Source organism: Clostridium sp. C2-6-12 (genome assembly GCF_009928485.1).
Lineage (GTDB): Bacteria > Bacillota > Clostridia > Clostridiales > Clostridiaceae > Clostridium.
This window is the reverse complement of the sequence record NZ_JAABNP010000040.1, coordinates 1-23,200: the sequence shown is the minus strand read 5'-3', so window position 1 is coordinate 23,200 and position 23,200 is coordinate 1. Positions and strand designations below refer to the sequence as shown.

Below are 23,200 nucleotides of genomic sequence, written 5' to 3'. Positions count from 1 at the left end.
CACTACTAACCCTCTCAGTTCTATCGACTGGCAGGGCTTACTTCTATACCGCACCATGCTCCTTAGACATTTTATCTAAATTACGTGGATCGTTTTGCCTGCGACTAGCTTCGACTTTCAACCACAAACCTAGCTTTACATTAATATTATATATGACTTTTCGCCAAGGTCAATAGTTTTATATCACTAATATCAAATTTTTTTAACAATTCACTAGCTTCTTTTAAAGTTGCACCTGTTGTTGTAACATCATCTATCAGAATAATTTTCTTATTTTTTATGTTTATTCCTTTTTTTACGCCAAAGGCACCTCTTATGTTCTTAAATCTTTCATCCTTTTTTAATTTCTTTTGTTCCTTGGTTTCTTTTACTTTGATTAGCAGCTCTATAGCTTCAATTTCTAGGCTTATAGCTATTTTTCTTGCAATATATTCACATTGATTAAAACCTCTAGCTTTTTGAGATTTTTTTGATAAAGGAATATACGCTAATACATATTCCTTATAACAAAACTTTTCCGCAATATATTCCTCCAAAATTTCTGCAAGAATATCTCCCGCAGTAAAATCATTTTTATACTTAAATTTTAATATTAATTCTTTTAATACTCCGCCATAGTATCCACAGCTTATTATTTCTTCCTGATAGGATTCAGATATAAATTTAATGCTTTCTTTGCATCGATTACAAATGCCAAAACAATCATCTTCACCACATATAATACAATAATTTTCTCTTGGATATATTATTTCAATTAATGCTTCCCATAATTTTTTTATAGTTCTATTAAGCGTTTTTCCCATACTCTCTTATTGAATTCCCTTGCCATATTCTTAGCTTTCTCCATATCTTCTGATACTTCATTAGACACCAAAAGTACTTCTGGCAGTTCTGATTTCATATTTCTTATTTGACCACATATATATAAAATCTTTTTATAATTATATCTTTCACTATCAGAAAACATGACTACAATATCATCAACATAGCAAGATTCAAGTAACTCCTCTATTCTATTTGTTACTATAAATATTGCCTTATCTTTATGCTTTGATACACTTTCACATTTCTTTATATGATCATCTTTAGAGCATTTAATGACTTTCACTTCAGAAACCTTTAGTTTATTAATAAAGTAATCATAAACTATATTAACTTTCTCTTCCGTTGGTACATATATACCTACCTTATGATTACTTTCTTTAAACCATTTCAAATAATCATAAAGAGTATAGGGAATATCTTCATTTAGATCTATTCTAGTAGTTAAAATTCTAGGTTCGACAAAAGGTTTTTTATAGTTATATGCTGCAAGTTCAAACTTAGCCCCAACTAGTGCTAACTTCTCTATGCTATATACTAAAACTCTTCTTCCTAAATTTGAACAAAACTCCAGTTTTTCCTTTAGAATTATACTACTTAAATTTGAAAAATAAGTTATATCATCAAAAATAACTAAATCATACCCTTCTTCAATTTTATCCAGATTGTCATAGTGTATAAAAGTCAAATCTGCATCTGAAAGCCCGCTCTTAATATATGAATGTGTAACTTTTAAATTCATATCTCTCAATTTATTAACTAACTCTTTATTTTGACTATTTTTTCCCCATACATATAATACTTTTTCATCATTTTTAATGCTAGTTTCTATTATCTGAGAAAAAACACAAGACGTATTAAAAGGTACTGTGATTATAGTTAAAAATTTTATATTTTTTTTATACCAATAGTCAATCTTATCAAAGGCATACTGTAAATCTTCTTGGGCTACTTTGCAAATATCCTCCAAGCATATCTCTCCTTCTTTGTATACTGAAAATAACTTCTTTTAAATTCTCTCCTTAATCTTCAAACTCTTCTTTAGTTATTATATCTTTAATTCTATGTTTCAAAGCTGAATATCTTTCTATACTGTTAGTATTATTAATCATATACATTAATGCTTTTTGAAAACCAACTACTACCACGAGCTGCTTTGCTCTTGTAATACCTGTATATAATAAATTTCTATTCATTAAAAAAGGTGAACCCATAAATACAGGAAGAATTACTACCTTAAATTCACTTCCTTGACTCTTGTGAATTGTAGTTGCATAGGCTAATTCTAGCTCATCTAAGGTATTAAAATCATAAATAACCTTTCTTTCATCATCAAATACAATAGTTAAAACCTTAGATTCCTCATCAATGCTCTCAATAAAGCCTAAATCTCCGTTAAAAACTCCTACGCCTTCATTATCGTCTCCAAATCCATTGATTCTAATCCATTTTAAGCTATAATTGTTCTTTGTCTGCATTACTTTATCGCCTTCTCTAAAAATCATATCTCGAGAAGTTCTTTCTTTTTTATCCTTTTTGGGTGGATTAAATATTTCCTGAAGCCTTATATTTAAATTATTAACTCCTAATACACCTTTTCTCATAGGAGTCAACACTTGAATATCTTTTAATTTATCCCATGACTCATTAAATTTAGGAAGTCTTCTATTCATTAAATCTATTATAGTATTTAAAATTTTATCCTGATCATTTTCATTAATAAAGAAGAAATCTTTATCTTTTTGATTTAAGACAGGCATTTCCCCTTGATTTATCTTATGCGCATTTACAACAATTAAGCTTTCTTTTCCCTGTCTGAATATCTCTTTTAATCTTACTACTTTTATGTATTCACTTTCTATGAGGTCTTTTAATACATTACCTGGACCAACCGATGGTAGCTGATCAACGTCCCCAACTATTATCAATCTAGTTCCAAGTTTTATTGCCTTAAGCAGACTTTGCATTAGCATTATGTCGATCATAGATGCTTCGTCGATTATTATCACATCACAATCTAAAGGTGATGCTTCTCCCTTTTCAAATACAGATTCATCATCGTCTGAAACTCCCATTTCTAGAAGTCTATGAATTGTTTTAGCTTCTCTTCCGGTAGATTCAGTCATTCTCTTTGCAGCTCTTCCTGTAGGAGCCCCTAGTATTACTTTCATACCATTATTTTCATAAATATGAATTATAGCTCTAATTATTGTAGTCTTACCTGTTCCTGGTCCTCCAGTAATTATTTCTATACCATTATTAAAGGCACCTGCTATTGCCTCCCTTTGAGATGGCGCAAATTCTATCTCATGCTCATTTTCAAAAACTCCTATTTCAAAGTCAACATCTGAATTTATGGTTGGTACTTGCTGCAGTCCTAAAGTTATTATCTTACTGGTTACTCCAAGTTCACAATAATAATATTGAAGTAAAAATCCAACTTCACTATCATTTACTTTTTCAAGAACTATTTTTTGCTGAGCTGCCATATCATATATATTTTTTTCAATTAAATCTTTAGGTATTAATATTATTTTTTCACATTCTTCTATTATATTGTTTTTAGGCATATATGTATTTCCTGAAGAGCAAAATTGATTCATTACATATTTAATAGCACTTTGAATTCTAAATTCTGAAGCTTTTTCTACTCCAATGCTCATTGCAATTCTATCTGCAGTCCTAAAACCAATACCTGAAATTTCTTCACTCAATATATATGGATTATTAGATACTATTTGTTTTGCATTAGGACCAAATTTTTTATAAATCTTAATACATTGATTATTTGTAACTCCATGTTTCCCAAAATATAATACAATATCTTTAAGCCCTTGCTGCTCTATATAAGATTCATATATAATTTGAAACTTTTTTTCTCCTACGCCTTCTATCTCCATTAAACGTTCTATGTGATTTTCCATTATATCCAAAGTTTCCTCACCAAAACGCTGTATTATTTTCTTAGCCGTTACTGGGCCAATTCCATTAATAATTCCTGCACTTAAATATTTTTCTATTCCATCTAAAGAATTTGGCATAACTTCTTCATAATCCTGAATATTAAATTGATTTCCAAACTGCTTATGCACGGTCCAGTAGCCTGTTAATTTTACATTTTGGCCTTCCTTTATAAAAGGAACAGTACCTACAGCACTAACTAAATCTTTGTCAGTTCTAATTCTGCAAACAACATAACCAGTATCTTCACTTTTAAAAACAATATTCTCAACAAAACCATTTAGGACTTCCATTAGAATCTCTCCAAATCTTTAAAATAATTATTTGCTATTTAAATTTATAAACATTATAAATTCACTTTTATTTTCAATTATACCATAATACATTATATAATAATCAAAAGTGACACGCCATGATGCACTTTTTATGTTAATTTATAATTTACCATAAAAAAGCTGCCTCAAAATAATCTGAGGCAGCTAATATCATATTATAGATATTTCTTAATTTCTTCTACTTTATTTAATTGTTCCCATGGTAAGTTAAGATCATTTCTACCAAAATGTCCATAAGCAGCTGTTTGTTTGTAGATTGGTCTTCTTAAGTCAAGATCTCTTATAATAGCTCCTGGTCTTAAGTCGAATACTTTTTCTACTATTTCAACAATCTTATCTTCATCAACTTTTCCTGTTCCAAAAGTTTCTACTTCAATTGAAACTGGTTTAGCAACACCTATAGCATATGCTAATTGTATTTCTAATTTATCTGCAGCACCTGCAGCAACTAAGTTCTTAGCTACCCATCTTGCAGCATATGCAGCTGATCTATCAACCTTAGTTGGATCTTTTCCTGAGAAAGCTCCACCGCCGTGTCTTCCATATCCACCATAAGTATCAACAATTATCTTTCTTCCAGTTAAACCAGAATCTCCTTGAGGTCCTCCAACAACGAATCTTCCTGTTGGGTTAATGAAGTATCTAGTTTTATCATCTAATAATTCAGCTGGAACAACTTCATCAATGATATATTTCTTAACATCTTCTTTAATTTGTTGCAGCGAAACTATTTCATCATGTTGTGTTGAAATAACTATAGTATCAATTCTCTTTGGTGTATTATCTTCATATTCAACTGTAACTTGAGTCTTTCCATCTGGTCTTAAGTAATCTAATGTACCATTCTTTCTTACTTCTGTAAGTCTTCTTGATAACTTATGAGCCATAAATACTGGAAGAGGCATATAAGCATCTGTTTCGTTAGTAGCAAAACCAAACATCATCCCTTGGTCTCCAGCTCCAACAGCTTCAACTTCATCTTTTTGACCTTCTCTTGATTCAAGCGCTTCATTTACACCCATAGCAATATCTGCTGATTGTTCATCTATTGCAGTTAATACTGAGCAAGTATCACAGTCAAATCCATATTTAGCTCTATCATAACCTATTTCTCTTATTGTTTCTCTAACAACCTTTGGAATATCAACATAACAATTTGTTGTTATTTCTCCCATTACCATTACCATACCTGTAGTTGTACAAGTTTCGCAGGCAACTCTCGCAAGTGGATCTTGTGCTAAAATCGCATCTAATACACCATCTGAAATTTGGTCACACATCTTATCTGGATGACCTTCTGTAACTGATTCTGAAGTAAATAATCTTCTCATTTCTTTTCTCCTCCCGAAATAACTCTCCATCACACTTTGTGTATCATTTTCATACTACTGAAAAATATACATCTAATTGACAAGCACTATATCCGAAGCTTCATATACCTTCAGATAGTTTTACCAAAATAAAAAAGCTCTTCGATAAGAAGAGCGCAATTTCGGCAATACTTTTCTTATCTTGTAGAAATATATCTACAGGAATTGGCACCTTATATAATACAGGTTGCCGGGTTTCACAGGGCCCTTTCCCTCCACCTCTCTTGATAAGAGTTACATAATTTAATTTTCAAACATATAGTATCACAGGATTTCTAATTAGTCAATACAATAAAAACAGTATTTTTTTAAATTTCACTTGTTTAAGTAAGAATGTTATTCTATAATAAAATAAATACTTTGATAATCAAAGTATTTTTTATTTTGAAAATCTAAAAACTTAAAAATTTGAAAATTTCTTGTGAAAGGATATATGTAAAATGAATTTTAATCCACTTAAAATTGGAAATTTAATTGCTCCTATTCCTATTATTCAAGGAGGAATGGGAATTGGCGTTTCATCTTCTAACTTAGCTGCTGCAGTTGCTAAAGCTGGTGGAATTGGAATAATTTCTGCTGCTCAGCTTGGTTATAAAGAGGATGACTTTGAAAAGAGTCCATTAGAAGCAAACTTAAGAGCTTTAAAGAAACATATTGAACTTGCAAAATCTAAAGCAGTTAATGGAATAATCGGAATTAATGCAATGGTTGCAACTAATAACTATGATGAACATATAAAAACTGCTATAGAAGCTGGTGTTGATTTAATAATATCTGGTGCTGGTCTTCCTACTATGTTACCTAAATTAGTAAAGGATTCTTCAGTAAAAATAGCACCTATTGTTTCTACTTTAAAAGCAGCAAAGGTAATATTGAAGCTTTGGGATAAACATGATAATATAGCTCCAGACCTTGTTGTAATTGAAGGTCCAAAAGCTGGAGGACATTTAGGCTTTAAAGTTGATGAGCTTGAAGATGAAAATTTTGATTTTGATAAAACTGTTACAGATATAATAGATGAAACAAAAAAATACGCTGAAAAGTACAACAAAGAAATCCCTGTTGTAGTTGCTGGTGGAGTATTCGATGGATATGATATTGCAAAATATCTAAAATTAGGTGCAAGTGGTGTTCAAATGGCAACAAGATTTGTTGTAACTGAAGAATGTGATGCTTCTCAAGCCTTTAAGGATGCATATATAAATTGCACAAAAGACGATGTCCAAATAGTTAAAAGTCCTGTAGGAATGCCTGGACGTGCTATTAGAAATCCTTTTGTTAAAAGAACTCTTGTTGAAAGGGAAAAGATAACTCACTGTTATAACTGTTTAACACCTTGTAATCCTGCTAATACTCCTTACTGCATTAGCAAAGCTTTAATAAATGCTGTAAACGGAAATATTGATGAAGGTCTTATCTTCTGTGGAGAAAATGCAAGCAGACTTACAAAAATGACTACTGTTCAAGAACTTATGGATGAATTAGTTTCTGAAATAAAAAAGGCTTAAATCATTTAATAAGTAAGAAGTAAAAGCTAAGAATTAAGAGTTTATTATAGAATTTCTCTGTAATTCTTAAAATTATATAAGAAAATGGACTGTAATAAAGATTACCTTGTAAAAAGCATCTTTAATAACAGTCCATTTTTTATTTACATAATTCTAATATGTATTCTTTATAAATATTTATTATGCAAAACTACAAAATATGATAATTATGCATTTTTATAAGCAATTACTTCAACTTCACATAAAACAGCCTTTGGAAGTTCTTTTACTGCAACACAAGAACGTGCTGGTTTACTTACAAAATATTTAGCATAAACTTCATTAAACTTAGCAAAATCAGCCATTTCAGCAATAAAGCATGTAGTTTTAATAACATTATTAAAATCAATGTTATTTGCTTCTAAAATAGCTGAAATATTTTTCATGACTTGTTCAGTTTGTTCTTCTATAGTTGTTCCTACTACTTCTCCTGTTGCTGGATCTAAAGCTATTTGACCTGAAGTAAATAATAAATCTCCAAAACTCACTGCTTGAGAATATGGTCCAATAGCTGCTGGTGCTTTTTCTGTGTTTGTTACTTTTAACATTCTTAAATTCCTCCCCAATTAATTTACTTATTGCATTTATGTACTTTTTGAAATGCCATCTTCTTAGCTAAAGTGATTAAATCACTTCTGGTTAATAACTATAAAATGTTAATCTTTCAGTATTATATAGTCATTAATTTTATTCAATTGTATCACCTTATTATTTTATATACAATTTTTTCGCAACTTTGTTTATAAATATTTCTATTAACTTAGGATCAAATTGACTCCCTGAATATTTTTTCAATTCTTCAATTGCTTCATCTTTTGTACGAGATTTTCTATATGGTCTGTAACTAACCATTGCATCATAAGCATCCGCAATTGATAAAATTCTTGCCATTAAAGGAATTTCTTCACCTTTAAGTCCCTTTGGATACCCTGAACCATCATACCATTCTTGATGCGCAAGAATACTCTCCCCTAAAAATGATATATCACTTGAGGAAGAAACAATATGATATCCTACTTGTGGATGTTTTCTTATTTCCTCCCATTCCTTATTATTAAGCGGTTCCAATTTATTTAAAATGCTTTCACTCACCCCTATTTTTCCTATGTCATGAATTTCTCCCAAAATCTCTAATTCTGAAATTTTTTCCTTAGACATTCCCATAGCTTGACCAATTCGCTTGCATATTTTACTTACTGACTTTGAGTGCATATCATTTTGTTCACTTTTTTCACATAATGTATTAATAATTATTTTTAATGTTCTGCTTTTTACACTTTTACTTTCTAACATTTTTATTTTATACATCATTTCTTCTGCATTAGTAACTGATTTCATTATATCTTCATCTTTATTAACTTTAGTGTCATAGCCTAATGAAATCGATATATTTAAGAGATCTACATTTTCTTTTATACACTCGCTCTTTATTCTTTCACTAATTACCTCTACATCTTCCGCTTTAGTTTTTGGCAATAAAATTATAAATTCATCACCACCCCATCTTACAATAATATCACTATCTCTACATACTCTCTTCATTATATTAGCTGCAGACAAAAGTAATTTATCTCCCATTAAATGGCCAAATGCATCATTAGTTAGTTTTAATCCATTCACATCTCCCATAATTATGGAAAGTGGTAAGTTTTCTTCTAAATCAATATTTTTGATTTTCTCATTAAAAAAATTACGATTATATACACCTGTTAATCCATCATGATAAGTTATATAATCTATTTCTTTATCTTTAGCAATTTTTTCCGATATATCTCTAAAATTAATTACCATACCATATATTTTGCCTTCACTATCTTTAACCGGAGAAATATCATATACTATAGGAATATCTATGCCTGTTTTTGATTTTAGCAGCATATTTTCTTCATTTTTTATACTTTCACCATTTTGTATAAGCTCTAATATACCTTTGGTAATTTTATTTTCATCATTATGATCACAAATTTTAAAAACATCAAATATATTTAAATTTAATATATCTTTTTCTTTCCATTGTGTTAATCTCTCACCAGTTTTATTCATACTGACAATCTTTCCATGCAAATTCGTTGCTATTATGCCTTCGTCTATTGATAATAAAATACTTTTAAATAACTCTCTTTCCTTTATTTCATTTCCTATATCATTTAAATAAGTAATGAAATAATCTTTACTTGGAGAATATATTTTAATCTTATACCAACCTTTAAGTTCTTCCAAATATTGCTCAAATTCACGTTCCGAACCACTTATAGTAATATCCCCATAATGACTTATACAATCAAATTTATTATCTCTTATTGTTGGGAATATTTCTGTAATCCTTCTTCCTATGATTTCACTTCTATTTAATTTCATAATTTTTTCGAAGGCATCATTTATTTCTATATATTCAAAATCCTCTGGGACTCCGTGTTCATTTAGAAATATTTTATGTAATGCATATCCAAAAGGTGCTTTATTTAATATTTTCTAATACTCAAAATCCTTCATTAGTATCAATCCTTTCAATCTTAAAGCCTTTAAATACTTTTTAATATGCATTTCATAATTACGCCATGGGCTAATGTTAATTAAATTGTATTTAATATTTATATGTATTACAAATTTTTTTCTCTAACATTAGACTATATATATGAAAATAATCTAATTATTCACATTTTTCTCGCAATTAAAGTATAACACATTTAAACCCGCATTATAATGTTAATTTGATACTTTTCCACATAAATATTTATTAATTATATTTTCCTTACCGCCAAAATATATTAATCTTTCTATCCGCTCTTCTATATTTCCCTGACTAACCTTCCATAAATTAGAATCATCTATCACTAAAGCATCAAATTCATAACCTTCTTCAAAACTTCCAACCTTACCAAAAAATTTTCCTCCACCTTTAGTAGCCAAATAAAATACTTCTGGAATTGTTAAAGGTTTTTCTTCCTCTTGAAAACAAACAGCTCTTAATTTTGACATTCTTATTGTACTAGCCATTACAGCAAACATATTTAAAGTTTCGCCACCTGATATATCTGAGCCAAGTCCTATTTCTACATTTTTCTTTAATAACCTGCTTATTGGTGATATTCCACTAGATAAATTTACATTAGAAGTTGGACAATGTGCTATAACCACTCCATTTTTATTAATTGTAGCTATTTCTTCATCAGTTAAATGAACACAGTGAGCCATTACAGTCTTAGTCTGTCCAAACAATTTATATTTATCATATACATCACCATAATTTTTACAATCTGGATGCAGCTCTTTAACCCATTGAATTTCTGATGGATTTTCTGACAAATGAGATTGAACTGGAAGATTATGCTTTTCAGCTATATCTCCTAATTTCTCCATTAAATATCCAGTACAGCTTGGCACAAATCTTGGAGTTAATATTGGTTTTACAAATTTATATTTTCCACTACAATTTTCTATCCATTTAATAGTCTTCTTAATTGAATCATCACTATCTTCTCTTAGCGTATCTGGGCAATTTCTATCCATATTTACCTTTCCTACATATGAAGAAATTCCCTTTTCCTCAAGTAAGTCCATTAAAATTTTTGTAGATTCTTCATGAATTGTTCCAAATATAACTGCTCTTGTTGTACCTTGATCATATAATTCATCAACAAATTCTTTATATATTTTTTCAGCATAAGCTTTATCTTTAAACTTTGCTTCCTCTGGGAAAGTATAGGTTTCAAGCCATGGTATAAGCTCCTTATCGTAACCTATTCCCTTTATTGCATATTGAGGTGCATGGGTATGTAAATCAACAAATCCAGGAATTATAAGTTTATTTCCATAATCCTTTACTGATATCTGCGTATATTTTTCTGGTAATTTGTCATATACCCCTTCAACACAATTATCTTTTACAACTATATATCCATTTTCAACTATATTAAATGCCTCACTAGTTTTTGTATATACAATATTACCTTTTAATACCTCAATGTTGTTCTTAGAACAATTCATATATTCAACCCCTTGTAATTATTAGTTTTGTACATATTATAATAAATCTCTTAAATATCCTCGTCAAGGTTTTGAAATCCCTAAATAACTATATAAATAAAGAACTAGGCATAAAACTCCTAGTTCACTCTAAAATTAATATTACTACTTATTGTTATTATTAAGACTCTTATTTCTATATACTAAATCTTTTCTTTCCTCAAAGCCTTCTGCTTCCCAAAAAGAATTTCCTAATTCATTTGTATTAAAAGCCACCAATGCAACTTTATTAATTCCTTCTGCCTTTAATGCTTCCATTGCCGCATTTACAAGAGCTTTACCAACTCCGTTTTTACGTGTTGTTTCCTTGACAGATGTATGATATATGTAACCTCTACGTCCATCATGTCCGCTTAAAATCACGCCAACAATTTCATTTTCAACTTCTGCAACAAAGCAGGTTTCAGGATTTCTATTAAGATATTTTTCAATACCTTCTTTTGAATCATCTACACTTCTCATACCCATTCCAGATGTATTCATCCAAAGCTCATATATATTTTCATAATCATCAATAGTCATTTTTCTTATATCCACAGCCCAACTCCCCAATCATAATTAATATTAAGCCTCTGTATATAAAATACTATGACTACTGCATTCTTTCAAGCCATTACCTAACTAATAATTTATTTATTCAGATATTTCTATTACATAATTTATATAATCCATTTTAGTATATTTTAACTTTTTATTTAATTTTTTAAATTCAATAATTAGAAAATCTACATTTGAATAATATTCATCCTCTATTTCCTCAATTTGCTTAGCTGATAATTTACTCATGATGTCTTTTCTATCCTTATCATCTTCAAACATCAAATCTCCAATTACAATTTTACCTTGATCTTTTAATACTCTAAGCATTTCTTTTATAGCCATAACTTTTTGTTCATTATTTAAATGATGAAATGCATAAGTTGATACTATAACATCAAAAGATTTATCATTGAAAGGAATCTTTAAAAATTCTCCTAATCTTACTTTTAACTTAGGATATTTTTGCTTCGCCACATTAAGCATTTCCCTTGATTGGTCTATCCCCACAACATCATAGTTTTCTTCTAGAAATCTTCCAGCCAAGTTACCAGTCCCAACGCCAATGTCTAATATTGATAAATCTTTTTTATTTATATTAGTAGCTGCTTTAAATACTTCATCCAATATATGATTATAATTTTTATACATTTTTACACCTGATATATCTTTAGCTACATCTTCATCGTATGAGCTAGCCCAGCTGTCAAAGCTCCATTTATCCTTCCAATTATCTCTAAGCTCATTTAACTTCTTTGTACTCTCAATGATGTGTAAAATATTATCACTAAATTTATCATTGTTGCTTTCATATAGCTTATCTATTATTGTCCCAATAGAATCTCTTACATTTATTAATTTATGAAGCTCATCATTGACGATTTCCCACTGTTTATTAAAATGATTCAAATAATTACTATTGCTGCTATCATCTAAAATATCTTTAATATCTTTTATTGATAATCCTATGCATCTATATAATAAAATTGCTTGAAGCCTTAAAATATCCTCTTCAGTAAATTTTCTATAATCGCTATTATCATCTCTTAAGGGCTTTATTAATCCTTTTTCTTCATAATATCTAATTTTATTTGTAGCTATACTGAACATTTTAGCCACTTCATTTACATTATAAAATTCCTTCATTAACATCGCCTTCCCTTCAAAATCATTTTAAACCTTCGCCTAAGGCTAAAGTCAATGCCTTGTTTTGATAATTTTTAATGTTAATCATAAATAACGTATATAAAATAAAAGCACCATAATAAATGGTACTTTTACAGTTATTAACTCTAAATTTATTCTAAATTTTATAATTGATCTTCATATATAGCCAAAAAGTTTTCTAAATGATAAGGTAAAAGTTTATTTAATTCTTCAGGAAAATCCTCAAGTTCAAGATAAGGAAATTCTTTTTTATCATCCCAAGTATGATATTTAAGTATATAAGGTCTATTTAAACTTTCAAATAAGTTTTTTGCTCCATTTTGTGACTCATTAAGAATATAAATATAATCAGGTAAAACTATATCCTTCTTAGCTCCACTATCTTTATTTAAAATCACACCTGTATTAATACCCAAACGCAAGCAAGTATCATATATTCGTATAGGAGCAAATCCTGTTATTAAGCTAATTTGTTGTGGATGATACATTGCTTTTAATAACTCTTCAAATTTTGTACTTTTTAATAAAACACTTTGAACATTATTGGTCTTACAGTAATTATTCATATTTGAAAATGAACTACTGTCCACACAATCATCATTAGATTTATTTTTACTTACTTTAGACCTATAATCACTATATATTGACTTTTGTAAAAGCTCATCAAAAGTATCTATTACATTATAATTATAAAGTTCACTATCTAATGCAGTAGCATAGTAGCCTTCATAATCTGAAACAAGCTGAGATAATGGTTGTTTTAACATAGAAAATGTCCCCCTATTCTAAATTGTTCATATATATTATCAACAAAATTACTAACATATTTTACTTAATATAGTATACTATATTGAACATTAAAATGGTATTAGTAAAAAGTAAAATCGTATCCATTTACTTTATTCAATGAACACGATTTTAGACTTAATTATAAATATAAATTATTATTTTGTTGTTACTACTTCTTGTTTATCTTCTGGTTTGTCAAAAGTACTAATAAACATTTGCTTTATTTCACTTATTAATGGATATCTTGGGTTAGCTCCTGTGCACAAATCATCAAAAGATAATTCAGACATCTTATCTAAAGTTGCATAGAATTTCTTTTCTGATACTCCTGCTTCCTTAATTGTCATTGGAAGATTTAACTTCATTTTTAATTCATCTATAGCCTTGATTAATGCTTCAATCTTTTCTTCCTCTGTTTCTCCACCTAAATCTAAATAATCAGCTAGCTTTGCATATCTAGATTTAGCATTTGGATATTTATATTGTGGGAAGGCAGTTTGCTTTCTTGGATCTTCTGCTGAATTGAATTTTATTACTTCATTAATTAATAATGCATTTGCAATTCCATGTGGTACATGGTGCTCTGCCCCTAACTTATGTGCCATGGAGTGACATACTCCTAAGAATGCATTAGCAAAGGCCATACCTGCCATTGTTGATGCATGAGCCATTTTTTCCCTAGCTTTTATATTTGTTTTTCCTTCTGTATATGCTAATGGTAAATACTTAAATATCAATCTTGCAGCTTCCAAAGCTAAACCATTAGTATACTCTGAAGCAAGTACTGATACATAAGCTTCAATTGCATGTGTTAAGGCATCAATTCCTGATGCTGCTGTTAATCCTTTTGGCATATTCATCATTAATTCAGCATCAATTATAGCCATACCAGGAGTTAACTGATAATCTGCCAATGGGTATTTTACCCCAGTCTTTTCATCTGTAATAACTGCAAATGGAGTTACTTCTGAACCAGTACCTGCTGAAGTTGGTACCGCTACAAATGTAGCCTTTTTACCAATCTTAGGCATATTATAGATTCTCTTTCTAATGTCCATAAAAATCATTGCTAAATCTTCAAAAGCCACCTCTGGCTGTTCATAAAGAACCCACATGATTTTAGCAGCATCCATTGGTGAACCACCACCAACTGCAATTATAGTATCAGGTTCAAAATTAAGCATTTCCCTAGCACCTTTTCTTGCACTTTCAAGGGTTGGATCTGGTTGTACATCATAGAATATTCTATAATCCACACCGATTTGTTCTAATACCTTCGTCACATTATCTAAAACTCCTAAATCATATAAAACTTTATCAGTTACTATATAGGCTTTTTTACGATTCATGTCTTTTAATTCTTCTAAAGCCATACCTAAACAGCCATATTTAAAGTAAATTCTTTCTGGAACCCTAAACCAAAGCATATTTTCTCTCCTTCTCGCAACACTCTTAACATTTAATAAATGCTTAACGCCAACATTTTCTGATACTGAGTTTCCACCCCAAGAGCCACAGCCTAATGTGAAGGAAGGTGCTACTTTAAAGTTATAGGTATCACCTGCTGCACCATGTGAAGCTGGCATGTTAACGAAAGTTCTTGATGTCTTCATAGCTGCACCAAAGCTTTCAATTCTATCTTTGCTTAATAATTCATCTGTATATAAAACAGAAGTATGTCCCATTCCACCATAAGCTAGAAGTTTAGCAGCTTTATCTAGAGCTTCATCAAAATTTTTCACTTTGTACATAGCTAAAACTGGAGATAACTTTTCATGCGATAAGGGCTCCTCTGGTCCAATTAACTCAACTTCACCAATTAATACCTTAGTTGCTTCTGAAACTTTAATTCCTGCTAATTGAGCTATTTTATAAGCACTTTGTCCTACAATATCTGGATTTACAGAACCATTAATCATTATTGTTTTTCTAATTTTATCAACTTCATCGCCCTTTAAAAAATAAGCCCCTCTATCTATAAATTCATTTTTTACTTCATTATATATATCATCAATTACAACAACAGCTTGCTCTGAAGCACAGATAACTCCATTATCAAAAGTCTTTGATAAAAGTATTGAATTAACAGCCATTTTAATATGTGCTGTTTCATCAATAATAACTGGTGTATTTCCAGCACCAACACCAATTGCTGGCTTACCTGAAGAATAAGCTGCCTTAACTAATGCAGGACCACCTGTTGCTAAAATAATATCAGCTTCTTTCATAACTATTTGTGAAAGCTCTATTGATGGTTCATCTATCCAGCCAATTATGTTTTCTGGTGCACCCGCTTTAACTGCTGCATCAAGTATTACCTTGGCCGCAGCTATAGTTGATTTTTTAGCTCTAGGATGTGGTGAAAAAATCACACCATTTCTAGTTTTTAGAGATATTAAAGATTTAAATATAGCTGTTGAAGTTGGATTTGTTGTTGGAACTATAGCTGCAACAACTCCAATTGGTTCAGCAACCTTTGTAATACCAAAAGCATCATCAGTTTCTAAGATGCCACAAGTCTTTTCATTTTTATATTTATTATAAACATACTCGGAAGCTAAATGATTTTTAATAACCTTATCCTCAAATACTCCCATACGAGTTTCTTCTACTGCCATTTTAGCAAGAGGAATTCTCTCATTAAGTGCTGCCATAGCTGCTTCTCTAAAAATTTTATCAACTTGCTCTTGTGAAAACTTTGCAAATTTCTTTTGTGCTTCTCTTATCTGCTCGATTTTTTTCTTTAATTCCTCTGAATTACTAACTTTCATAAAATTACCCCACTTTCATCTTTTAAAAATATATTTAATTTATTTAAATAGCAGAAACTAGAAGTATCTAGTGTTTTGCTTATTAAAATATCTTAATTTTTTCTAGATCTCTATTTTTATTAATAATTTAATATTGTATGCCTTTGCAATATATTTGTTATTTATTTAACAAATATATGCGTAATTATTTATTTCAATACATACTAAATAAAAATATATTTCCTACTTTTATTTAGATATATCAATAAATTAAATTTATTAAACTGCATTTTCGTATTTATATATTGTTACTGTTTAAATTTATTAAAATAATCATTGACAATAAAAATCACAAACGTTAATTTTTTAACATTCAATTTTATAAAAAATCATTTAATTATTTATAAATTCTCTTTAGAAATAAAAATTATTTCTATTGTTATAATAGTTTAAATTATCTGTCAATTCAATTTATATAAGTTCAAAACATTGTTATGTTTTTGTTGACAGTTTTAAAGTAAAAAAATCATAAATGATTTTAGATTTTTCCTACTTTCATTCATGATTTTTAATTGAGCTTAATTGTGTATCCTTTCAATAATATATACACAAAGTGCTACCTCTATTATATTTTCTTTTCATATAGATAAAATAATCCTTTTCTACAATTTGTGTCTCCCACTCTTTAGTAACCAATTTTAAAGCAAAAAGATTCAGCAATACGTATTTTATAACTTTATTTATAATCCTTCCTCCCAAAATAAATCATTTAAGGTTTTATTTAAAGTTTTACATATATCTATCGTTGAATTATTCAATATTAAGGTGATTTCTTTCAAATTTAGATTCACTTTTTTCATCTATTGCTGCTTTATAAAAAGCAATTTTATCATTTAATTTTTGAAGATTTTCATTAGCTTTAATAATTTCTTTTTCTAACTCAGTTCTATGCTTTATGAGCATATCCATTCTTTCACCCATTGTAACATCTCCAATAGCTCGTAGTTTTGAATATTTCTGAATTTCCTTAATTGGCATTTTAGTTTCTTTCAATCGTTTTATAAATTCTAACCATATTACATCATTTTCATTATAATAACGTCTGCCATTATCTTTACGCTCTGGGGAAATCAAACCTTCTTTTTCATAGTATCGTAAAGTATCTATGCTTAGGTTAGTAATCTTAGAAAATTCTCCTATTGAATAATTCATTTTTATATCTCCTTGTAAGCATGAAATTTATTACTTGACCTGGAGTTAACTCCACATTATATAATTCCAATATATCATAAAAATGGGAGTGATTCAAATGAATGAAAAAGTAAAATATACAGTAATTACAGGTGCGAGTTCAGGGATAGGATATGAAGTGGCAAAGGCATTTGCAAGGCGTGGCAAGAATTTAGTTATAGTTGCTCGTAGTAAGGAAAATCTAGAAAAGTTAAAAGAAGAAATTTTACATGAAGCTCCATCAGTAAATGTAATAGTTAAATGCGTTGATTTATCTGTAATATCAAATGTACATGACCTTTACGAAGATCTTAAGCCATATTGTATTGAAACGCTAATTAATAATGCTGGCTTTGGTAATTATTCTAGTGTAGCAGATCAAAATTTAGAAAAAGTTGAATCTATGCTTCGATTGAATATAGACGCTTTAGTAGTATTATCCTCGCTATTTGTACATGACTACAAGGATATTGCTAATACACAACTTATAAACATTTCTTCTAGTGGCGGATATATTATTGTCCCAAATGCCGTTACCTATTGTGCAAGTAAATTCTTTGTAAGTGTGTTTACTGAAGGATTGGCAAGAGAATTAAAAGCTTGTAATTCAAAACTACAAGCAAAGGTGTTAGCGCCAGCAGCTACAAAAACTAATTTTGGAAATATAGCTAATGATGTAAGAAAATATGATTATGATAAGTCTTTTGGTACTTATCATACTAGCAGAGAAATGGCTGATTTTTTACTAAAACTATATGATAGTGATGAAGTGGTTGGAATAGTTAATAGAGAATCTTTTGAATTTGAATTAAGTTCTCCACTATTTAATTATTCAGGAAATCCACAAAATAACCAAAGCTGTTGTGAATTGTAAAATTATATATATAATCAAAGAAGCATCTATATTTATAGGTTCTTCTTTTTTTCTTTTGGACTTGTCAGAGCAAAATGCTAAAAATGCTGCAAAATTAAAGGTAACTAAATCCAAATTGAGTTTAGTTACCTTTTAATGAATATTATTAATTTGATATTCAAATCCTATTTTTTTTGGAACATGTTCACTACAAGTATTTCTTAAAACAGTATCTGCATATATAGTTTGAAAATTTAATCTATAAATTCCATAGTTTAACATTGACTTTTCTACAGCAGTTCCATAACCCTTTCCTTTATAAATATCTTCTGTTAATGCAATAGATAAAGTTGCTGTCTTCTTTATAAATTGAAAAAATAAACAAATCGTATAATATATACTTGCAATTATCATATTAGTTTTTTCACCTGTTTATTATTCTTAATTGGTTATTTTATATATTAATATCAAATTTAGTTCTTTATATAATCTGATGCATTTTTATGTTGGGATGGTTCTATATGCTTTGAATTATATATATCTACAACTTTTTTAATACCATCAGCAGACATATGTGGGATATATTTTTCAATATACTTCCAGTTTCCTGTTTTCTGTATGGTTTCTATAGCTTCTTCATCTGCTTCATTTGCTGAAATATCAGGTGCAATCTCTTTGTTTTCTTGATTATTTTGTCCCATAGTTAAGTACACTGAATTGTCTTTGCTATTCCATTCAACTTTGAAATACATATATTCTAACAATTCGTCCATTGGCATATATAATTGAGGTTCAGAATCTCCATCCTTCTTAATGGTAACTAAAGGCTTTTTTAATTCAATCTCCTTACCATTAAAATATACTTTACTATTATTAATGACTGCTTCCTTTATCCCTTCTCCTGTTGTAGCTGTATCTTTTCCCTCTCTAGTTGATGATGCTATTTTTGTGTCTGTAGTAACTGTTATAGAATTTTTTTCATTAGTTGTTGCTGATGCTTTCCAAACTACTGAAAAAACTGCAGACACTCCAATTATTCCAATAACCAATCCTATAAATACACTTTTAAAATCAATTTTTTTCATTTTTCTCCTCCTCATAAAGATCAATTCTATTGATAATATGGTAAAATTTTTTTCTACACCTCTATTTACTACCCAATAACCTGTATATATTATATACAATTAAAACAAAACTTACCATATTTATTCCTATATGGTAAGTTAATCCTAAGTATTCTATATATGATTTTAGCAAAAATAAAGTTCGCATTTATTTCTGGTACGGTTGACCTTATCATTAGTAAATCAAATCCTTTTACTTAGTATTTCTTATTGAAAAACCCATAAGTATACAAGCAAATATGGTGTAAGGTAATTGTAAAAGTAGTCCACCATCTTTACTATATCTAGGAAATATTGGCGAAAAAGCTGATGTATAAAAGTAATAACTACCTTCAAAATTGTGATATCCCAAAGATAACCCAATACATAAAATTACCCCTAATATGAATATAAAGCTAACAGATAATATATTTTTAACCTACTACCTTGATCTTTTAAAATAAACCTTGCAAATATATAATATGAAATTATCCCCAAAATAAAAATAATCCACATTTTTGTTTGTTCAAATTTCATTCTATTTATAATATCTTGTTCTGATTTAGCTTTAGAAGAATTAAAGCCAATAACAAAATTAGAAAAGAAGGTTAAAATTCTCAAGATAACATACCAAAATAACGCCATTATATTATTTTTAATCATAAATTTCCTCATTTCTATCAATCTAATCTTTTCACATAATAATATTATATACATAATACAAAAAACACGCATTGCATTAGCTTTGCGTGTAGAATTATTAAGTATTATGATTCATGTTTTATGATTTATAAATACAACTATCCTAGTTTTTAAACAAATCTGGCAATATGTCGTAAACGTACTGATCTACCCAATTCCAAGCATGTGTTCCATCAGGGCTTACGATGAAATAGAAATTTCCTTTAGTTGTATCGGCTGAATAGATAAAACTATCCTTTAATTTAATCATAGCATCAACTTGAGGTTTCAAGTTAGGATAAGCTATATCCTTGGCACCTGTTGCACTAAACACATAGTAATCAGTTGGTTTATAACCAGAATTTTTTGCTACTGTTGCAAGGTATTGTGCTGTTTCAACTGGTTTTGTTCCTCCAGCTCCTTGTCCTAGTGACCAGCAGTCACCACTTAATGGCATATAATATTTAAAATAGTCCATGCAATTTATGAATGTATACCAAGTAGTTACTGAACCCATTGAGAATCCACCAAATGCTCTGTGGCTTCTGGAAGCTTTCAAATCATTTAAACTTCCTGATGTAGCATAGGTATGGTATTTAGTTTCTACCATAGGTACAACATACTTCATCAATTCTTTATTAAAAATGGAAGTATCCTTAACAGCATCTTTGCTATTAGTATAAAATGAAGGTGTAACAACAATAAATGGTTCAATATTGCCATTTGCAATCATGTTATCTATAATCTTCTTTAAGTCCTTATTCTCGCCAGGCCCACCAAATATGGTAGTTTCATTTTCTCCGCCACCATGCATTAGATATAAAACATTATACTTCTTAGTATTATCAGAAGGATTATAGCCATTAGGAAGATAAACATTCATTTTCTTAACCATTTTACTATTATCCTCATTAGTCACTGTGTATTCCAATTGTTCAATTGTACCAGGTTTTGTACTGTTTACCCTATATTCATTTGGAACTGGTTTGAATTGTTTAACCTTTGCTGCTTCATCAGTAAGTGCAAGGCTGTTTATTGCTGCCTTTATAGCAGTATATTTGTCATCAATTTGCTTTTGAGTAACATTTTCCTTTGAAATAGCTTCCTTTGCAGCTGTTATACTATCTGTTAATATATTTGCATTTTTATATTGTGTCAAATCAAGTTTTTTAGTACTGTCAATTAAACTCAATAAATCGTATGGATTCAAACCACTAACAGCATTATTTGATCTGCCGGTCAATAATATTCCACCAAATTTACTTGTATCATTCCATGCAGTACCTGTTGAATCAAAAACATTAATGGTACCTACTCTATCTGTACCCTTTGCATCATTAATCTGTAATTCTAATCCAAGTACTTTACCATTTTGAGGTACAGACTTAAGTGCAATTCTTGCTTCTATTACATATCCATCCTGAGTCATTTGAGTTTTTGTATACAACCTCTCAATATTTCCAGCATCTACAGATTGGGTATTTTCATAATTTACTCTAAAATGCAAATCATCTATGCCATAATCATGTGTCTTGTCGTTATTCTCATCTAAAAAGAGTTCTAAAGAATCTTGAGCATATGGAGTTCCAGACTTTACAGATAAGTTTTTATCTTTAACTTGTGCAAGAATATATAAAGCCTTATCATCCCATAAAGCTCTAAATTCTGCTGATGTATCAATGTTTTCTGACATATATTTTGGCTTAACAACTGGTGCATCCTTCCATACATCATCAATTATGCCATCAATTTTAGGTGATGCGAATTTAGCCACCATTCTTCCCTGAGAATCAAATCCTTTCTCATCTACAAATACTTTAGCAAGTCCATCTTGATTACTTGAAGCCGCAGAGACTCGAGTAGTAGGTAAAAGGAGAAAATTTGTAGATACTAAAGATGCAACCAACATGATAAATGCACTTTTTCCAAACTTCTTTTTTTCTTTTTTCATAAAACATCTACTCCCTTTTTTTTATTTTAACGTTTACCATAAGAAAGATTAGTTGCTATATGGTTTATCTATCAATAGAATACTATAACGTTTACAAATGTGTCAATATATTCCAATTAAAAATAATACTGATGAGAATTAACCCATCAGTAAATTTCATACAAAACTTTTTTAATTATTAATTTTACAAGCGTTATTTTTGACTCTAACTTATATATTCAATATTTCTTTAGACATAGCTAATTAAAGCCTTTATACGATTAGAGCATACAAAGTGTTTTACCCATGGTTATGACTTCACCCCATCAATCCTAACCCACCTCATCATCCACCACAATACTAATTTCCTTAATAAGGCTATTATCAACTTTAAAACTTATATATGGGGCAGTAGAACCATAATTACCTTCAGCATTAAACATATACTCCCCTGTTGTAGTAATGCCATTGGTAACCACTTTATTATTTTTATCTGCTATTTGCATTTTTTTATATACTTCTGTTAACTTTTCTAATTTATCTCCAACTGATATATTTCTTTTTGTTTTAAATTTAGGGGAATATGCTGTTACTGACTTAGTTTTATCTCCACTTTCCTTTGAATCAACGATTAATGTACATATAGTTATTCCATCAAACTCTCTTTCTCTCCATAGATAATTTCCTGACCAGTCCACTTTAAATTTTTTATCTGACTTAATAGCTCCTAACTTATTTATAAATCCGCTATAATTAGCAGTATTCAATGATATATACTCACCATCAAAAATTAAGGAATATTCATCAACATTATTTAAACTTAAATTATCCTTATTTGTATGTTCAACATTATCAGTTGTTAAAGTTTTATCAGTTTGAGTAGGGGGATCGGTAGCAATTACTACATTTTCTTTTGAAGTATCTGTAGTAGCAGCTGTGGAATTAGATCCTTGAGAAATTGTATTAGAACTGCATCCAGTAATAAGTAGAAAAATTAAACCAACAGCAAAAATTTTTTTCATTATTCCCTCCATATTAATTACAACGATCTGTTAAGTTATATGAACATTGCGCTTCTCAACCTTAGGAAATACAATAG

At 29.3% G+C, this 23,200-nt stretch carries 19 protein-coding genes and 1 riboswitch; of the genes, 2 read left to right on the top strand and 17 right to left on the bottom strand.

Translation table 11 applies throughout. The features are described from left to right. Positions 1-146: 146 nt before the first annotated feature. From GXK56_RS23500 to metK, 4 genes are all read right to left on the bottom strand, one after another. Complete coding sequence (locus GXK56_RS23500) at positions 147-803, bottom strand: phosphoribosyltransferase family protein (protein ID WP_160692036.1); 657 nt, start codon at positions 801-803, stop codon at positions 147-149. Beyond that, complete coding sequence (locus GXK56_RS23495; protein WP_160692034.1) at positions 776-1,792, bottom strand: hypothetical protein; 1,017 nt, start codon at positions 1,790-1,792, stop codon at positions 776-778. The genes GXK56_RS23500 and GXK56_RS23495 overlap by 28 nt, the downstream gene beginning before the upstream one ends. Positions 1,793-1,844: 52 nt before the next feature. Beyond that, the gene (locus tag GXK56_RS23490) at positions 1,845-4,076 is read right to left on the bottom strand and encodes an ATP-dependent RecD-like DNA helicase (protein WP_160692032.1); all 2,232 of its coding nucleotides are present in this window, start codon (positions 4,074-4,076) and stop codon (positions 1,845-1,847) included. Positions 4,077-4,273: 197 nt separating this feature from the next. Continuing rightward, positions 4,274-5,449: a methionine adenosyltransferase gene (metK, locus tag GXK56_RS23485; RefSeq protein WP_160692030.1), complete on the bottom strand. Its 1,176-nt coding sequence runs from the start codon at positions 5,447-5,449 to the stop codon at positions 4,274-4,276. A gap of 173 nt (positions 5,450-5,622) precedes the next feature. After that, positions 5,623-5,722, bottom strand: a riboswitch (SAM riboswitch). A gap of 206 nt (positions 5,723-5,928) precedes the next feature. On the opposite strand from metK, the gene GXK56_RS23480 reads away from it, so the two are divergent. Further along, complete coding sequence (locus GXK56_RS23480; RefSeq protein ID WP_160692028.1) at positions 5,929-6,996, top strand: nitronate monooxygenase family protein; 1,068 nt, start codon at positions 5,929-5,931, stop codon at positions 6,994-6,996. 206 nt (positions 6,997-7,202) lie between these two features. Here GXK56_RS23480 and GXK56_RS23475 read toward each other — a convergent pair whose 3' ends face one another. The 8 genes from GXK56_RS23475 to GXK56_RS23440 all read right to left on the bottom strand — a co-directional run bounded on the left by GXK56_RS23475 (position 7,203) and on the right by GXK56_RS23440 (position 17,516). Continuing rightward, the gene (locus GXK56_RS23475) at positions 7,203-7,583 is read right to left on the bottom strand and encodes a RidA family protein (protein WP_160692026.1); all 381 of its coding nucleotides are present in this window, start codon (positions 7,581-7,583) and stop codon (positions 7,203-7,205) included. A 160-nt stretch (positions 7,584-7,743) separates the two neighbouring features. After that, a complete protein-coding gene (locus GXK56_RS23470) occupies positions 7,744-9,465 on the bottom strand; it encodes an HD domain-containing phosphohydrolase (protein WP_279283290.1) in 1,722 nt (573 codons plus the stop codon). A gap of 276 nt (positions 9,466-9,741) precedes the next feature. Next, complete coding sequence (guaD, locus tag GXK56_RS23465; protein WP_160692024.1) at positions 9,742-11,022, bottom strand: guanine deaminase; 1,281 nt, start codon at positions 11,020-11,022, stop codon at positions 9,742-9,744. A gap of 144 nt (positions 11,023-11,166) precedes the next feature. Next, complete coding sequence (locus GXK56_RS23460) at positions 11,167-11,598, bottom strand: GNAT family N-acetyltransferase (protein WP_160692022.1); 432 nt, start codon at positions 11,596-11,598, stop codon at positions 11,167-11,169. Positions 11,599-11,694: 96 nt separating this feature from the next. Further along, a complete protein-coding gene (locus tag GXK56_RS23455) occupies positions 11,695-12,744 on the bottom strand; it encodes a methyltransferase domain-containing protein (RefSeq protein WP_160692020.1) in 1,050 nt (349 codons plus the stop codon). A 164-nt stretch (positions 12,745-12,908) separates the two neighbouring features. Beyond that, complete coding sequence (locus tag GXK56_RS23450) at positions 12,909-13,532, bottom strand: type IV secretory system conjugative DNA transfer family protein (RefSeq protein ID WP_160692018.1); 624 nt, start codon at positions 13,530-13,532, stop codon at positions 12,909-12,911. A 177-nt stretch (positions 13,533-13,709) separates the two neighbouring features. Then, positions 13,710-16,325, bottom strand: a complete 2,616-nt coding sequence (gene adhE, locus GXK56_RS23445; protein ID WP_160692016.1) for a bifunctional acetaldehyde-CoA/alcohol dehydrogenase — start codon at positions 16,323-16,325, stop codon at positions 13,710-13,712. A gap of 789 nt (positions 16,326-17,114) precedes the next feature. Next, on the bottom strand, positions 17,115-17,516 hold the full coding sequence (locus tag GXK56_RS23440) for a MerR family transcriptional regulator (RefSeq protein ID WP_160692014.1): 402 nt from the start codon (positions 17,514-17,516) through the stop codon (positions 17,115-17,117). Between the two features lie 97 nt (positions 17,517-17,613). On the opposite strand from GXK56_RS23440, the gene GXK56_RS23435 reads away from it, so the two are divergent. Next, positions 17,614-18,408 (top strand): SDR family NAD(P)-dependent oxidoreductase, encoded by a 795-nt coding sequence (locus tag GXK56_RS23435; RefSeq protein WP_160692012.1) that lies wholly within the window; start codon positions 17,614-17,616, stop codon positions 18,406-18,408. A gap of 132 nt (positions 18,409-18,540) precedes the next feature. Here the strand turns inward: GXK56_RS23435 and GXK56_RS23430 are convergent, their stop codons facing one another. The 5 genes from GXK56_RS23430 to GXK56_RS23410 form a co-directional block, all read right to left on the bottom strand. Then, a complete protein-coding gene (locus tag GXK56_RS23430; RefSeq protein ID WP_160692010.1) occupies positions 18,541-18,801 on the bottom strand; it encodes a GNAT family N-acetyltransferase in 261 nt (86 codons plus the stop codon). Between the two features lie 59 nt (positions 18,802-18,860). Then, positions 18,861-19,472 carry a hypothetical protein gene (locus tag GXK56_RS23425; protein WP_160692008.1) on the bottom strand — a complete coding sequence of 204 codons (612 nt, stop codon included), beginning with the start codon at positions 19,470-19,472 and terminating at the stop codon, positions 18,861-18,863. 417 nt (positions 19,473-19,889) lie between these two features. Further along, positions 19,890-20,153, bottom strand: a complete 264-nt coding sequence (locus tag GXK56_RS28355) for a hypothetical protein (protein WP_243156228.1) — start codon at positions 20,151-20,153, stop codon at positions 19,890-19,892. Positions 20,154-20,295: 142 nt separating this feature from the next. Further along, positions 20,296-22,122, bottom strand: a complete 1,827-nt coding sequence (locus tag GXK56_RS23415; protein ID WP_160692006.1) for a sugar-binding protein — start codon at positions 22,120-22,122, stop codon at positions 20,296-20,298. Positions 22,123-22,433: 311 nt separating this feature from the next. Continuing rightward, the gene (locus GXK56_RS23410) at positions 22,434-23,123 is read right to left on the bottom strand and encodes a hypothetical protein (RefSeq protein WP_160692004.1); all 690 of its coding nucleotides are present in this window, start codon (positions 23,121-23,123) and stop codon (positions 22,434-22,436) included. Between the last annotated feature and the right edge of the window lie 77 nt (positions 23,124-23,200).